The 13,969-nt window shown below is 57.5% G+C and carries 13 protein-coding genes; 4 read left to right on the top strand and 9 right to left on the bottom strand.

The genetic code is table 11. The annotated features are described in order from the left end of the window. Positions 1-10: 10 nt before the first annotated feature. The 4 genes from glcF to QZ725_RS05380 form a co-directional block, all read right to left on the bottom strand. Positions 11-1,249, bottom strand: a complete 1,239-nt coding sequence (gene glcF, locus QZ725_RS05395; protein ID WP_293777120.1) for a glycolate oxidase subunit GlcF — start codon at positions 1,247-1,249, stop codon at positions 11-13. A 27-nt stretch (positions 1,250-1,276) separates the two neighbouring features. Next, positions 1,277-2,347, bottom strand: coding sequence for a glycolate oxidase subunit GlcE (gene glcE / locus QZ725_RS05390; protein ID WP_293777119.1), 1,071 nt, complete (start codon positions 2,345-2,347; stop codon positions 1,277-1,279). 2 nt (positions 2,348-2,349) lie between these two features. Beyond that, on the bottom strand, positions 2,350-3,831 hold the full coding sequence (locus tag QZ725_RS05385) for an FAD-linked oxidase C-terminal domain-containing protein (RefSeq protein ID WP_293777118.1): 1,482 nt from the start codon (positions 3,829-3,831) through the stop codon (positions 2,350-2,352). Between the two features lie 213 nt (positions 3,832-4,044). Continuing rightward, positions 4,045-4,941 carry a LysR substrate-binding domain-containing protein gene (locus QZ725_RS05380; RefSeq protein ID WP_293777117.1) on the bottom strand — a complete coding sequence of 299 codons (897 nt, stop codon included), beginning with the start codon at positions 4,939-4,941 and terminating at the stop codon, positions 4,045-4,047. Between the two features lie 147 nt (positions 4,942-5,088). Between QZ725_RS05380 and QZ725_RS05375 the strand changes: the two genes are divergently transcribed. Next, on the top strand, positions 5,089-5,646 hold the full coding sequence (locus QZ725_RS05375; protein WP_293777115.1) for a cob(I)yrinic acid a,c-diamide adenosyltransferase: 558 nt from the start codon (positions 5,089-5,091) through the stop codon (positions 5,644-5,646). A gap of 82 nt (positions 5,647-5,728) precedes the next feature. On the opposite strand, the gene folE2 is transcribed toward QZ725_RS05375, so the two are convergent. From folE2 to QZ725_RS05355, 4 genes are all read right to left on the bottom strand, one after another. Continuing rightward, on the bottom strand, positions 5,729-6,535 hold the full coding sequence (folE2, locus tag QZ725_RS05370; RefSeq protein ID WP_293777114.1) for a GTP cyclohydrolase FolE2: 807 nt from the start codon (positions 6,533-6,535) through the stop codon (positions 5,729-5,731). A 69-nt stretch (positions 6,536-6,604) separates the two neighbouring features. Further along, complete coding sequence (gene dxs, locus QZ725_RS05365; RefSeq protein WP_293777112.1) at positions 6,605-8,476, bottom strand: 1-deoxy-D-xylulose-5-phosphate synthase; 1,872 nt, start codon at positions 8,474-8,476, stop codon at positions 6,605-6,607. Position 8,477: 1 nt separating this feature from the next. Further along, positions 8,478-9,365 carry a polyprenyl synthetase family protein gene (locus QZ725_RS05360; protein WP_293777110.1) on the bottom strand — a complete coding sequence of 296 codons (888 nt, stop codon included), beginning with the start codon at positions 9,363-9,365 and terminating at the stop codon, positions 8,478-8,480. Then, the gene (locus QZ725_RS05355; RefSeq protein ID WP_293777108.1) at positions 9,362-9,616 is read right to left on the bottom strand and encodes an exodeoxyribonuclease VII small subunit; all 255 of its coding nucleotides are present in this window, start codon (positions 9,614-9,616) and stop codon (positions 9,362-9,364) included. The genes QZ725_RS05360 and QZ725_RS05355 overlap by 4 nt, the downstream gene beginning before the upstream one ends. Positions 9,617-9,994: 378 nt before the next feature. Here QZ725_RS05355 and QZ725_RS05350 point away from each other — a divergent pair, with 378 nt between their 5' ends. From QZ725_RS05350 to QZ725_RS05340, 3 genes are all read left to right on the top strand, one after another. After that, complete coding sequence (locus QZ725_RS05350; RefSeq protein WP_293777107.1) at positions 9,995-11,095, top strand: aromatic ring-hydroxylating dioxygenase subunit alpha; 1,101 nt, start codon at positions 9,995-9,997, stop codon at positions 11,093-11,095. A 155-nt stretch (positions 11,096-11,250) separates the two neighbouring features. Then, positions 11,251-12,180: a DMT family transporter gene (locus QZ725_RS05345; protein WP_293777106.1), complete on the top strand. Its 930-nt coding sequence runs from the start codon at positions 11,251-11,253 to the stop codon at positions 12,178-12,180. A gap of 56 nt (positions 12,181-12,236) precedes the next feature. Further along, on the top strand, positions 12,237-13,085 hold the full coding sequence (locus tag QZ725_RS05340; RefSeq protein WP_293777105.1) for a sulfurtransferase: 849 nt from the start codon (positions 12,237-12,239) through the stop codon (positions 13,083-13,085). 474 nt (positions 13,086-13,559) lie between these two features. Here the strand turns inward: QZ725_RS05340 and QZ725_RS05335 are convergent. Beyond that, the coding region (locus QZ725_RS05335; RefSeq protein ID WP_293777104.1) for a ZIP family metal transporter at positions 13,560-13,969 on the bottom strand (410 nt) is incomplete at its 5' end.

The raw sequence follows: 13,969 nt of genomic DNA, 5'->3' as shown, positions 1-13,969 counted from the left end.
TCCCCTGTGCTCATGCTTGCTGGCTTGCTGTGAGCGCGCCGTCAATCAACTCAATCCAGTGCCTTACCGGCTTCTGCGTCCCACCCTGCAAATGCGTGAGACAACCGATGTTTGCCGAGACGATCGTATCGGCTCCGGTCGCTTCGAGATTGGCGATCTTGCGATCGCGCAGTTGGTGGGAGAGTTCGGGTTGCAATACCGAGTAGGTACCGGCAGAACCACAGCACAAATGACTGTCCTTGCACAGCTGCACATCAACGCCGACTGCGCGCAATACACCTTCGACCTTGCCACGAATCTGCTGGCCGTGTTGCAGCGTGCAGGGTGGGTGCCAGACGACGCGCTGATCGATCTTGCCCGCAAGGCGTTCCATCAGTTGCGCTTCGAATTCGGGAAGAATTTCGCTGAGGTCTTTGGTCATGCCGGAAACGTGCAATGCCTTTTCCGCATAGGCAGGATCATGCGCAAGCAAATGACCGTAGTCCTTGACCATCACGCCGCAACCCGAAGCGGTCATGACGATCTCTTCCGCGCCGGATTCGATGGCGGGCCACCATGCATCGATGTTGTTCCGCGCCTGATCGAGCGCGCCATCGTGATCGTTCATATGATGACGAATCGCACCGCAACAGCCGGCCTTTTGCGCAACCAGTAATTGCACGTCGAGCGCATCGAAGACGCGTGCCGTTGCGGCATTGATGTTCGGTGCCATCGAAGGCTGCACGCAACCATCCAACAACAACATCGTTCGTGTATGTTGACGTGTGGGCCAGATGCCGGAGGGCTGTCGTGCAGGAACTTTCTCGCGCAACGCGGCGGGCAGCATCGGCCGAACGAGCTGACCGATTTTCATTGCGGGACCGAAAACATTCTTGCGTGGCAGCAGTTCGCGCAACAAGGCACGCTTGAATTTCTGGATCGGTTTATAGGCAACGCGGTCAGATACCACCTTGCGCCCGATGTCGATCAAACGCCCGTACTGCACACCTGATGGACAAGTGCTTTCGCAGTTGCGACACGTCAGGCAGCGATCAAGATGCTCCTGCGTCTTCGCCGTGGGCGTCTTGCCTTCGAGCACCTGCTTGATCAAATAGATGCGACCGCGTGGTCCATCGAGCTCATCGCCGAGCAATTGATAGGTTGGGCAAGTTGCCGTGCAAAAGCCGCAATGCACGCAGCTGCGCAGGATGGCGTCGGCTTCCTTGCCTTCGCGCGTATCACGGATGAAATCGGCCAGATTGGTTTGCATCGATTATTACCTGAGTATCGTTGGCAATCAGAAGCCCGCGTACAGGCGGCCCGGATTGAAGATGCCACTGGGGTCAAATGTTTTTTTCAGATTGCGATGAATGCGTTCGACAGCAGGTGCGAGTGGCTGGAAGACTTCGCCAGAGCGATCGCCGCCACGGAACAGGGTTGCGTGACCGCCCGCATCTTTCGCGGCAGCACGCACCAGCGCCATCGTTTGCGGCGAGGCATCGTGCGTACGCAACCAGCGCTGCGCACCGCCCCACTCGATCAGCTGCTCGCCGGGCAAGGATAGCGGTGGCGTTGTGGAAGGAACGGACAAACGCCACAAAACCGGCGCCTGCGCAAAGAAATCATTGCTCTGTTCACGCATCGCGATCCAGAAGGTATCGGCGTCATGCACCTCATCGCCACCAATCCATTCGCGCGCCGACTTGATCGCAGCCAACGCACCGGACAAACGCACAACCAATATGCCATCGCACCAGGCACTGGCTGAAATCGGCAAGGGTTGACCGCCCCATTCATTGAGACGGCGAATCGCTTCTTCCTCGCTGACAGCAAGCCGCACGCTGGTTTCGGCAAATGGTCGTGGCAATACCTTGAGCGAGACTTCGAGCAACAAACCCAGTGTGCCCAACGATCCGGCCATCAGTCGCGATACATCGTAGCCCGCGACATTCTTCATGACCTGTCCACCGAAATGCAGGAGCTCGCCTTTGCCATCCATCATGGCAGCGCCAAGCACGAAGTCGCGTACGCTGCCGACGGCGACACGGCGCGGCCCGGCCAAACCGGCAGCAACCATGCCACCGACTGTCGCGCCAGCGCCGCAATGTGGCGGCTCGAACGCCAGCATCTGGTTTTGCTGCGCGAGTAGGGCTTCGATCTCGGTCAGCGCTGTCCCAGCGCGTGCCGTGATGACAAGTTCGGTCGGATCGTAGCTGACGACGCCGTGATAAGCGCGCGTATCGAGCACCTCACCGACAGGTTCGCGGCCGTACCAGTCCTTGCTGCCACCGCCGCGCAGACAGAGTGCCTGCCCCTGGTCAGCAGCATGCAGAATCGCATCGCGGAATTGATTGAGTTGATGGTCCATGATCAGAAACGCGGCAGGTCGGCAAACTTGAGCATGCCGCGACGCACATGCATGCGACCGTATTCGGCACAGCGATGCAAGGTCGGAATTGCCTTGGTTGGATTAAGCAGACACGGTGGATCGAAGGCCGCTTTCACGCCAAGGAAAGCATCCAGCTCGGCACGCGAAAACTGCATGCACATCTGATTGATTTTTTCGAGGCCGACACCGTGCTCGCCTGTGATGCTGCCACCAAATTCGACACACATTTCGAGAATCTCAGCACCGAACAATTCGGCACGATGAAATTCGCCTTCCTGATTGGCATCGAACAGAATCAGCGGATGCAGATTGCCATCGCCAGCATGAAACACGTTGGCACAGCGCAAACCGTATTTGTACTCCATCTGCTGAATACCAATTAATACATCCGCCAATGCGCGACGCGGAATCGTGCCATCGATACAGTAGTAATCAGGCGAAATACGACCCGCAGCAGGAAACGCATTCTTGCGTCCCGACCAAAACCGTAAACGCTCGGCTTCGGTTTGCGACACGGCAATCGCCGTCGCCCCCGATTGCTGCAAGACCGCCGTCATGCGTGCGATTTCTTCATCGACTTCCTCTGGAATGCCATCCGACTCGCACAGCAGAATCGCTTCGGCATCAATGTCGTAACCCGCCTTCACGAAAGGCTCGACCATGCGCGAGGACGTCTTGTCCATCATTTCCAGACCAGCCGGAATGATGCCAGCCGCGATCACGCCAGCGACGGCATTACCACCTTTCACCACGTCATCGAACGAGGCAAGAATCACGCGTGCCTGACGCGGCTTGGGAATCAGGCGCACCGTCACTTCCGTCACGACACCCAGCATCCCTTCGGAACCGATGAACACCGCCAGCAGATCGAGGCCCGGTGCATCGAGCGCCTCACTGCCCAGCTCGACCACATCGCCCTCGATGGTTACCATGCGCACACGCATGACGTTGTGTACGGTCAGCCCGTATTTGAGGCAATGCACGCCACCCGAGTTTTCGGCAACGTTGCCACCAATCGTGCAGGCAATTTGCGAAGATGGATCGGGCGCGTAATACAGCCCGTGTTCGGCCACAGCTTCGGAAATCGCGAGATTACGCACACCCGGCTGCACGATGGCAGTACGCGCATAGGCATCGACCTTGACGATGCGATTCATGCGCGCCGTGGACAGCACCACGCCATCCGCAATCGGCAATGCACCGCCCGACAAACCCGTACCGGCGCCACGCGGCACAATCGGCACACGCAAGGCATTGCATACCTTGAGCACAGCCACAACCTGCTCTTCGCAATCTGGTAGAACGACAACCATCGGCAATTGTGCGTAGGCAGACAAGCCATCGCATTCGTAAGGCCGGGTGTCTTCCTCTTCGAACAATACGGCGCGTTCCGGCAATACAGCACGCAACGCATTGACGACCGTGCGTTGCTGTTCGACTGATTGGGCGACCGCTGTCGTCACGTGACTGTCCTTTGCTGATGAATGGAATGAGCGACTCGCAAATCATGCGAGCAAGGGGCAAGTTTAACGAAATGACCGCGCCATCGCGAGCCGGAAGCGCCGTCATTCACTGAAAGCTTTGTCATTGCCGCGTGAAAATAATTCAATCGGCAGGCAAGCTGCGCGCACAGGGGATGTACGCGCAGCACCTTTATAAGAACATGAAGAAGGAGGTCAGGACAAGCGTTGTGTATTGAAGCGCGCCATCATCCAGTTGAGCATGGCATCGACTTCGGGGCGTTCGCGCACGCCGCGTTCGTATACCAGATAGTAGGCATGTTGCGGCGTGGCGAGGGCCACATCGAACAGCGGCACAATTTCGCCCTTTTCGATCATCTGGCTCGCAAAGTGACGACGGGTGAGCGCCACACCATAGCCGTGCCGCACCGCTTCCAGCAGCAGGCCCAAATCATCGATGCGCAAATCCATCGATGGTTCCGGCCAATCAAGACCGGCGGCGAGGAACCACGGCTGCCACGGCTCCAGCGCAGAACGCAGCAACGTCGCCTTCTTGAGATCGGCCGGCTTGTCGAGTCCGCCAATGCGTTTCAGATAGTCGGGACTGACGACAGGAAAGACCGGTTCTTCGAACAGCTTTTCCGTAATCAGATCGGGATAATTGCCGACACCAAAACGTACTTCGATATCGGTTTCCGACAAACTCATGTCATACAACGGTACCGAGAGGAATGTCTCGATCGTCACATCGGGATGCGCATCAGTGAATTCAGTGATGTTGGGCAGGAACAGGTAACGCGCAAACGTCGGCGGCACCGTGATCTTGATGCGTGGCTGGCTCGGCGTGTGGCGGTGTGGTAGCGGAAAATCCGCCAGCGACCGCAAGGCATCGCGCACGACTTCCAGATAGCGGCGTCCGAATTCTGTCAGGCTGACGCTGCGCCCATCGCGCAGGAACAAACGTTCGCCGACAAACTCTTCCAGCAAACGGATACGGTGAGAAAACGCCGAGGGCGTGATGCACAACTCTTCTGCTGCAACCGCAAACGAACCGTGACGCGCTGCGGCCTCGAAAGCGGAGAGGGCGTGCACGGGAGGAAGGCGAATGGCCATGAATTTTTTCGAATCCGAGGTGAAGAAGATGAAATTTTACCGGTTCACAATATTATGCGTTTGTCCAAACGTGCTTTCCCGCGATCTGGATGCCGAAAAGACACGATTTCCCGTATCCTCGCTGTTTTCCTTCGAAAAAGCTGACAAATGGGCAATAGACTTTCCAAGATCGCCACACGCACCGGCGACGCCGGCACCACCGGCCTGGGCGATGGCTCGCGCATCGACAAGGATGCCGTGCGCATTCAGGCGCTCGGTGATGTAGATGAGCTGAATTCGCATATTGGCTTGCTGCTGTGCGAAATCCTGCCCGACGCCCTGCGCGAAGAGTTGCTGACGATCCAGCACGATCTGTTCGACCTGGGCGGCGAACTCTGCATTCCCGGCTATGTATTGATCCACGAAGCGCACGTCATCCGTCTGGATACCCTGCTCGCCAAATACAATGCAGAACTGCCGCCCCTGAAAGAATTCATTTTGCCCGGCGGTTCGCGTGCGGCAGCACAAGCGCACATCTGCCGCACGATTTGTCGCCGTGCCGAACGCACGATGATCACATTGGGAAAAACGGAAACACTCAACGCGGCACCACGACAGTATGTCAATCGCCTCTCGGATTTGCTGTTCGTGCTGGCGCGTGTCTTGAACCGTTTTGCTGGCGGCACCGATGTGCTGTGGGAAAAGGAGCGGCCGCGCGAAATGTGAGCTGTCAGTTGCTTTAAGTTGCATTGAGCAAAACAAAAGGCCGCTTAGCAAGCGGCCTTTTTGACGAATCGCAGAATAGGAATCAAGCGATGCGCTTGTCTTTCTCGATCAACGCGTAGGCAGAGTGATTGTGGATCGACTCGAAGTTTTCTGCTTCGAGGGTGTAAGCCACGACAGCCGGTTCGTTATTCAACATCACAGCCACATCGCGCACCAAATCTTCTACGAACTTCGGATTTTCATACGCACGCTCTGTCACGTATTTCTCGTCTGGACGCTTCAGCAAGCCCCACAATTCGCACGATGCCTGCGCTTCGATCTTGGCGATCAGATCCTCGACAACGAAGTCGCCATCCATCACCGCCTGCACGGTGATGTGTGAACGCTGGTTGTGCGCACCATACGCCGAAATCTTCTTCGAACATGGGCACAGGCTGGTGACCGGCACCAGCACTTTCAGCGTCACCTCAGTCTTGCCATTGCGATGATCGGCAGTTAAGCCGACTTCGTAATCCATCAGACTCTGCACACCCGATACCGGCGCGGTCTTGTTGATGAAATAAGGGAACGTCACTTCGATACGACCGGCATCGGCTTCGAGCAAGGCCAGCATCTTGCGCATGAGATCGGCGAAGACCGCAACATCAAACGGTGCATGACTGTCTTCGAGCAAGGCGATGAAGCGCGACATGTGCGTGCCTTTCTCCTGCTCGGGCAATTGCACATACATGTTCCATGTGCCAACCGATGGCTGCGTACCCGATGCCGTCTTGACGCTGATCGGATAGCGCACGCCTTTGACGCCAACGCGCTGAATCGCGATGTGGCGGGTATCGGGCGTGCTCTGCACGTCGGGGAGGGCATTGATGCCGGGGTCGCGAGTATTCATCACCAAACCTGTTAAGAATGCGGCGTCAAGAAGACGATCCGCGGGGTTGACTGCCTTACAGTCGAATTGCTATTGCGTGTTGTTGACCACCAAACGTGGCTCACCCTTGTCGAAACGCTGACGAATCGAAGCGGCAATGCCCTTGGCATCCAGACCGCACATCGCCAGCAATTTACCGGCATCGCCGTGATCGATAAATTGGTCCGGCAAGCCCAGATTCAATAACGGCTTGACGATTCCTTCCGCTGCAAGCGCTTCTGCCACCGCCGCGCCCGCACCGCCCATGATGCAACCTTCTTCCACGGTCACGAAGGCCTCATGCGATACCGCGAGTTTTTGCAACATCGCCATATCGAGCGGCTTCACGAAACGCATGTTCACCACGGTCGCATCGAGTGCTTCGCCGGCCGCCACACTCGGCGCCACCATGGTGCCGAATGCCAGAATGGCAATGTTCTTGCCTTCGCGTTTGATCTCGGCCGTGCCAAGAGGAATCGTGTCGAGATCGCTGCCGACCTGGGCGCCGACACCGGCACCGCGCGGATAACGCACAGCAGCAGGGCCATTGTATTGGAAACCGGTCGAAAGCATGCGCCTGCACTCGTTTTCATCCGATGCCGCCATGATGACCATGTTCGGAATGCAACGCAGGAAGGCGATATCGTAATTGCCAGCGTGTGTCGCGCCATCGGCACCGACCAGACCGGAACGGTCGAGCGCAAACGTCACATCAAGATTCTGCAAGGCAACATCGTGAATCAACTGATCGTAGCCGCGCTGCAGGAAGGTCGAATAAATCGCCACGACCGGCTTCAACCCTTCGCACGCCATGCCGGCGGCAAACGTGATTGCATGCTGTTCGGCAATGCCAACGTCGTGATAACGCTCCGGGAAGCGGCGTTCGAATTCCACCATGCCCGAACCTTCGCGCATCGCCGGCGTGATACCGACCAGACGTTCATCGGCAGCCGCCATGTCGCACAGCCAGTCGCCAAACACACTGGTGTACGTCACTTTCTTTGCAGTGGATGGCTTGACGCCTTCGGCCGGATCGAACTTGCCGGGTCCGTGGTACAGCACCGGATCGGCTTCGGCCAGCTTGTAGCCCTGCCCCTTGCGCGTCACCACATGCAGGAATTGCGGGCCTTTCAACTGCTTGATGTTTTCCAGCGTCGGGATCAGCGAATCGAGATCGTGACCGTCGATCGGGCCAATGTAGTTGAAGCCGAATTCCTCGAACATCGTGGCCGGCACGATCATGCCTTTGGCATGTTCCTCGAAGCGGCGTGCCAGTTCGCGCACCGGTGCCGGCAACACGCTCTTGCCGACATTCTTGGCTGCCGCATAGAACTGGCCCGACATCAGGCGCGCCAGATAGCGATTCAGCGCGCCGACCGGCGGCGAGATCGACATGTCGTTGTCGTTGAGCACCACCAGCAGATTGCAGTCGTCGTGAATGCCGGCATTGTTCATTGCTTCGAACGCCATGCCGGCCGTCATCGCACCGTCGCCGATTACGGCAATCGCGTGACGATCTTCGCCCTTGAGCCTGGCTGCCAGTGCCATGCCGAGCGCGGCGGAAATCGAGGTCGAGGAATGCGCGGTGCCGAACGTGTCGTACGGACTTTCATCGCGACGCGGAAAACCCGAAATACCTTGAAGCTGACGCAGGGTATGCATCTGGTCGCGGCGACCGGTCAGAATCTTGTGCGGATAGGTTTGATGGCCGACATCCCAGATGATGCGATCTTCGGGTGTGTTGAAGACAGCATGCAATGCGATCGTCAATTCAACGGTGCCAAGATTGGACGACAGATGGCCACCGGTCTGCGCCACCGATTCCAGCACGAATGCACGCAACTCGTCGGCCAACTGCTTGAGTTGGGGACGCGAGAGTTGCCGCACCTCGGACGGATCGTTGATTGTTTGAAGCAAATCCATACTATGCCTTCCGCTGCACGATCAGGTCTGCGATTTCACGCAAGCGTCGTGCCTTGTCTCCGAATGGTTCGAGTGCGCGATGCGCATCGGACCGCAATGTTTGTGCGAGGGCCTGCGACTGTGCAAGGCCGAGAATGGACACATACGTCGGCTTGTTGTCTGCCGCATCCTTGCCCGCCGTCTTGCCGAGCGTGGCCGAATCGGCCGTGGCATCGAGAATATCGTCCACCACCTGAAACGCCAGACCGATGGCGACTGCGTAAGCATCCAGCGCCGCCGTTTCCTCTTCATCCAGTTGCTTGCCTGCCATCGCGCCCAGCAGGACCGCTGCACGCAGCAAGGCACCTGTCTTGAGTTGATGCATTTGTTCAAGTTGCTGCAAGCTCAGCGTCAAACCCACACTGGCAAGATCGATGGCCTGACCACCGCACATGCCCAGCGAACCCGATGCCTGTGCCAGCAAGCGCACCATCGCCAGTTGTTGCGCCGGCAGCAAGTCGCCATGCGCCAACACGTCGAAAGCCTGCGATTGCAGCGCATCGCCCACCAGCAGCGCCATCGCTTCGTCGTACTGCACATGCACAGTCGGCTTGCCGCGACGCAGCGCGTCGTCATCCATGCACGGCATATCGTCATGCACCAGCGAATAGGCGTGAATCATTTCGATCGCAGCGCCGGCACGTTCAAGCTCTGCCTGTGGCGCATCGAACAAGGCACCCGCCGCATGCACGAGCAGAGGCCGCACGCGCTTGCCACCGTCCAGCACCGCATAGTGCATGGCTTCATGCAAGCGCACCGGAATCTGTTGATCCGGTGGCAGATGACGCAGCAACGCCGCTTCCATGCGCGCCTGTACATCCTTCATCCAGAGATCGAAAGGCGCGCTCATGCGTCGGCCTCATTGTCATCCGATTGAAATGGCTTGAGCATGTCGCCTTCCAGCACCTTCACCTGCGCTTCGACCTTTTCAAGCTGGGCCGCACAATACTTGACGAGTTCGGAACCGCGCTTGTACGCGGCGACCGATGCCTCCAACGGCAATTCGCCCGCCTCCATGCGCGCCACGAGTTGTTCGAGTTCTGCCATCGCTTCCTCGAAGGAAGCAGCCGGCGCAGCAGTTGCAGATGGTTTCTTGGACATAACAGCCGAAAAAAGGTTTAGCCCGCTATTTTAGTGCAATCCACCCGTCCCGGTGCGGTATGGCACGGCAATGCGGCAGCTTGTGGCCACCTTACGCGACATTTCGCAGAAATGATGATTTCCCCTTGAAATTCAACGACCTGCCCGCAGGTGGGCCAAACCATGCGATGACAACGATGACGCATTTCCCGCCGCCACGCAAAACACCGCGATCCCCTCAAAAATCAGCATTGATGAGGTCTGGCGCGCTGTCCGAGGGGAAAAGCTTGGGTTATAATCCTTGGTTCTGTCCAAAATTGCCTCATCATCTCGTTTGATTCAAGGTTTTTGCGGATTCTTTCTCTCTTAGGTTGGTGCAAATTAATTTGGGGGTAGGGGATGTCCGATCTGGCTAATCTCGCCAAACTCGTGCGCTCGAACGCGCAGCTTCCGGTCAACGTCTATTTCGATGAGGGCTTGCTGAAGCAGGAAATCCAGCAACTTTTCCGTCAGGGTCCGCAATACGCCGGTCATGAATTGATGGTGCCGAACGTCGGCGACTTTGCCACGCTCGCATGGGAAAACGAGGGCCGCATGCTGGTCCGCAATCCACAGGGAATCGAACTGCTGTCCAACGTCTGTCGCCATCGTCAGGCGAAAATGTTCAATGGCCGCGGCAATGCCAATACGCTGGTGTGCCCGCTGCACCGCTGGACGTACGATCTCAAGGGCGAATTGATCGGCGCGCCGCATTTCGGCGAAACGCCATGCCTGAATCTTTCCAAGACGCCATTGCAAAACTGGAACGGCCTGCTGTTCGAACAGAATGGTGTGGATGTGGCCGGCATGCTCAAGAACCTGAACGTCACCAAGGACCTCGATTTCAGCGGTTACATGCTCGACCACGTCGAAGTTCACGAATGCGACTACAACTGGAAAACCTTCATCGAGGTCTATCTTGAGGATTACCACGTCGAGCCCTTCCATCCGGGCCTCGGCAGCTTCGTTACCTGTGACGATCTCAAGTGGGAATTCGGCGAGCATTACAGCGTGCAAACCGTGGGCGTCAATCACGCGCTGGCCAAGCATGGCTCGCCCAAGTACAAGAAGTGGCAGGAACAGATTCTCAAGTTCCGCAATGGCGAAGCACCGCCGTATGGCGCGATCTGGCTGACGCTCTACCCGAACATCATGATCGAGTGGTATCCGCATGTGTTGGCAGTCTCCACATTGTGGCCAACCGGCACGCAGAAAACCACTAATGTCGTCGAGTTTTACTATCCCGAAGAAATCGTGCTGTTCGAGCGCGAGTTCATCGAAGCCGAACGCGCCGCCTACATGGAAACCTGCGAAGAGGACGATGAAATCGGGCTGCGCATGGATGCCGGACGCAAGATTCTGCTCGATCGCGGCGTCAATGAAGTCGGCCCATATCAGTCGCCAATGGAAGATGGCATGCAACACTTCCACGAATGGTATCGCCGCCAGATAGCCGTTTGATGTTTGCTCACGAAACCGGCCGGATGCATTCTGGCCGGTTTTGTTTTTAGCTGTATCTTTTCCGGCTCACCAAGGAAGCGCGCCCTCGTTCGTCGCTTCGCCATTTTTTAATCCGCGGTCGGCTTGCTCCGCACCACACTCTTTTTCGTTTCCCCATGCAATCGCTCTGGATGCTGTTCGCCACCTTCATGTTTTCCATCATGGGCGTGTGCGTCAAACTCGCATCCGAAACCTATTCGGTTGCCGAGATCATCATGTATCGCGGTGCCATCGGCGTGCTGTTCATCTACATCCTGATCCTGCAGCGCGGCGGCACGCTCCGAACACGTCTGATCTGGGCGCATCTGTGGCGCTGCGCTGTCGGCACCACGGCCTTGTGGCTATGGTTCATTGCCATCGGGCTATTGCCACTCGCGACGGCGATGACACTCAACTACATGGCGCCAATCTGGATTTCCGGCATCCTGTTTTTCATCGCGTGGCGTAATGGCTCGCGTCGTTTCGAGTGGGGCTTGGTGACAGCCATCGTTGCCAGCTTCATCGGCGTAACGCTGTTGCTACGACCAGCCATTCATCAGGATCAATTGCTGGGCGGCATGATCGGTGTTTGCTCAGGCTTCCTCTCTGCCCTCGCCTACCTGCAAGTGCGTCATCTGGGACAACAGGGCGAACCCGAATCACGCGTCGTGTTCTATTTTTCGCTGACGGGATTGCTGGCCGGGCTTGGCGGCACATTGTTCGGGACCGGTGTCGATGGCGCCCCAACCCATCTGATGCGCTCGCACACCGCCTACGGCCTGTCGCTGTTGCTCGGGATCGGCGTATTGGCGGCACTCGCGCAGATCGCCATGACGCGCGCCTACCGTCTCGGCAACACGCTGGTGACAGCCAATCTGCAATACACGGGCATCGTCTTTTCGAGCTTGTGGGGCGTACTGATCTGGAGCGACATTCTCGGTCTGTTCGGCTGGAGCGGCATCGCCATCATTCTCGTCAGCGGACTGGTCGCGACGTTCTACAATATCCGCAACACACGCCCTAGCAAAAAGGCACCGCCGCCCGATCCGATTGCCAGCGAACTTTGAACAAAGTCAGTGACCGATCACGCGGTGTACCGCTCACAACGCAGCCAAGGAATGCCATGACCTTCAGCACGCTGATTACCGCCGAAACCCTGTCACAACATTTAAACGATCCGGCATGGATCGTCATCGATTGTCGCCACGATCTCGGCAATCCCGATGCCGGCCGCGACGCCTATGCGCAAGGACACATTCCCGGCGCATACTTTGCACATCTCGATCACGATCTGGCAGGAGAAACCATCGCAGCCGATGGCAGCTTTCGCGGACGCCACCCACTCCCCGACCGCGCCAGCTTCATCGCCACGCTGCAACGCTGGGGCATTGACGAAGACACGCAAGTCGTCGTCTATGATGCACACGGCGGGACGTTCGCCGCGCGGTTGTGGTGGATGCTGCGTTGGGTCGGCCACAAGGCCGTCGCTGTGCTCGATGGTGGCTGGCAAGACTGGCTTGCCCACGAATTGCCAAGCACGACTGCAATACCGACGGCAACCCAGCCCGACACACTGCGCGATCGCGGCATGCTGACCAGACAGGTCGATGTGTCGGAAGTGCTCTACAACGTCGAAGCGCAACGCCAAACACTTGTCGATGCACGCGCACCAGACCGTTACCGCGGAGAAAACGAAACCATCGATCCGGTCGGTGGGCACATCCCCGGCGCACGCAACCGCTTCTACAAAGACAATCTGAACGCCGACGGCCGTTTCAAGAATCCAGAGCAATTACGCGAAGAGTGGCTGAAGCTCATCGACGATCCTGCGCAAGCCATTATGCAATGCGGCTCGGGCGTAACAGCCTGCCACAATCTGCTGGCACTGGAGATCGCAGGCCTATATGGCGCCGCGCTTTATCCGGGTTCATGGAGTGAATGGTGCGCCGATCCAAAAAGGCCGATTGCCTGATATCCCATGCGACTAGCATCCGCCGGATTGCATCGCAAAAACACCGCTTGGCAAACGGTAATCCGGCAGGCGAGCCGGATCGGTGCGTGCGCTTTGACGATGCCATTGAAGCGATGCAGAAAATGGAATAAGAAGTAAGCGTTGTCCGAGGTGTGGCAGGGATTTCGCGGAGCATGCTCCTTGCCTGCGAATCGGTATTCGCTTCCAAGCAGATGTGCCCCCTGTAAGAGCACAGTGTGAGTTTCGCTCACTTCCCACTTTTCCCTTCACTTCAATGGGAACCCCGCAAGGGCAGCGGCAGTGCGGTCGCCTTTCTTTGCCCTACTTTCTTTGGCGAACGCAAAGAAAGTAGATAGCCGCCGAGGCTACCTCCGGCAAACCTTCACAAAGAAACACCAGAACCAATAAAAAAGCAGCCCGGCACTTCCTGTGCACAAGCTGCTTTATATTCAACCGGGCATCGCAAATCCTAGGTCAATGCGCGTGCGAATGCCCCGTCAAAAACAACACAATCCCCACGCCCAGCGCAATCAGAATCACTTGCGGAATCGTCTCGCGCAATGTGGCACGACGCTGCATCTGCGGCATCAGATCGCTCACGGCAATGTAGATGAACCCCGACGAAGCAAAGACCAGCACATACGGAATCCATTCCTGCGAACGGTCGAGCGTGAAATAGCCGAGCAAGCCACCCAGCACCGCAGTCAGTCCTGAAATGATGTTGTAGGCAAAAGCGCGCGCACGGCTGAAACCGGCATTGAGCAGCACGATGAAATCGCCGATTTCCTGCGGGATTTCATGCGCGATGATCGCCAGCCCGGTCATGATGCCCAAATGCGGATCGGCGAGGAACGCAGCCGCGATCAGAATGCCGTCGGTGAAAT

Origin of the sequence: uncultured Oxalicibacterium sp. (assembly GCF_913776015.1) — a bacterium.
GTDB lineage: Bacteria > Pseudomonadota > Gammaproteobacteria > Burkholderiales > Burkholderiaceae_D > Oxalicibacterium.
This window is presented reverse-complemented; position numbering and strand designations above follow the sequence as displayed.

What these genes read in the sequence shown, in the direction of transcription:
- glcF (WP_293777120.1), bottom strand. Translation starts at nt 1,249, where the DNA reads ATGCAAACCAATCTGGCCGATTTCATCCGTGATACGCGCGAAGGCAAG.
- glcE (WP_293777119.1), bottom strand. Translation starts at nt 2,347, where the DNA reads ATGGACCATCAACTCAATCAATTCCGCGATGCGATTCTGCATGCTGCT.
- QZ725_RS05380 (WP_293777117.1), bottom strand. Translation starts at nt 4,941, where the DNA reads ATGGCCATTCGCCTTCCTCCCGTGCACGCCCTCTCCGCTTTCGAGGCC.
- QZ725_RS05375 (WP_293777115.1), top strand. Translation starts at nt 5,089, where the DNA reads ATGGGCAATAGACTTTCCAAGATCGCCACACGCACCGGCGACGCCGGC.
- folE2 (WP_293777114.1), bottom strand. Translation starts at nt 6,535, where the DNA reads ATGAATACTCGCGACCCCGGCATCAATGCCCTCCCCGACGTGCAGAGC.
- dxs (WP_293777112.1), bottom strand. Translation starts at nt 8,476, where the DNA reads ATGGATTTGCTTCAAACAATCAACGATCCGTCCGAGGTGCGGCAACTC.
- QZ725_RS05360 (WP_293777110.1), bottom strand. Translation starts at nt 9,365, where the DNA reads ATGAGCGCGCCTTTCGATCTCTGGATGAAGGATGTACAGGCGCGCATG.
- QZ725_RS05355 (WP_293777108.1), bottom strand. Translation starts at nt 9,616, where the DNA reads ATGTCCAAGAAACCATCTGCAACTGCTGCGCCGGCTGCTTCCTTCGAG.
- QZ725_RS05350 (WP_293777107.1), top strand. Translation starts at nt 9,995, where the DNA reads ATGTCCGATCTGGCTAATCTCGCCAAACTCGTGCGCTCGAACGCGCAG.
- QZ725_RS05345 (WP_293777106.1), top strand. Translation starts at nt 11,251, where the DNA reads ATGCAATCGCTCTGGATGCTGTTCGCCACCTTCATGTTTTCCATCATG.
- QZ725_RS05340 (WP_293777105.1), top strand. Translation starts at nt 12,237, where the DNA reads ATGACCTTCAGCACGCTGATTACCGCCGAAACCCTGTCACAACATTTA.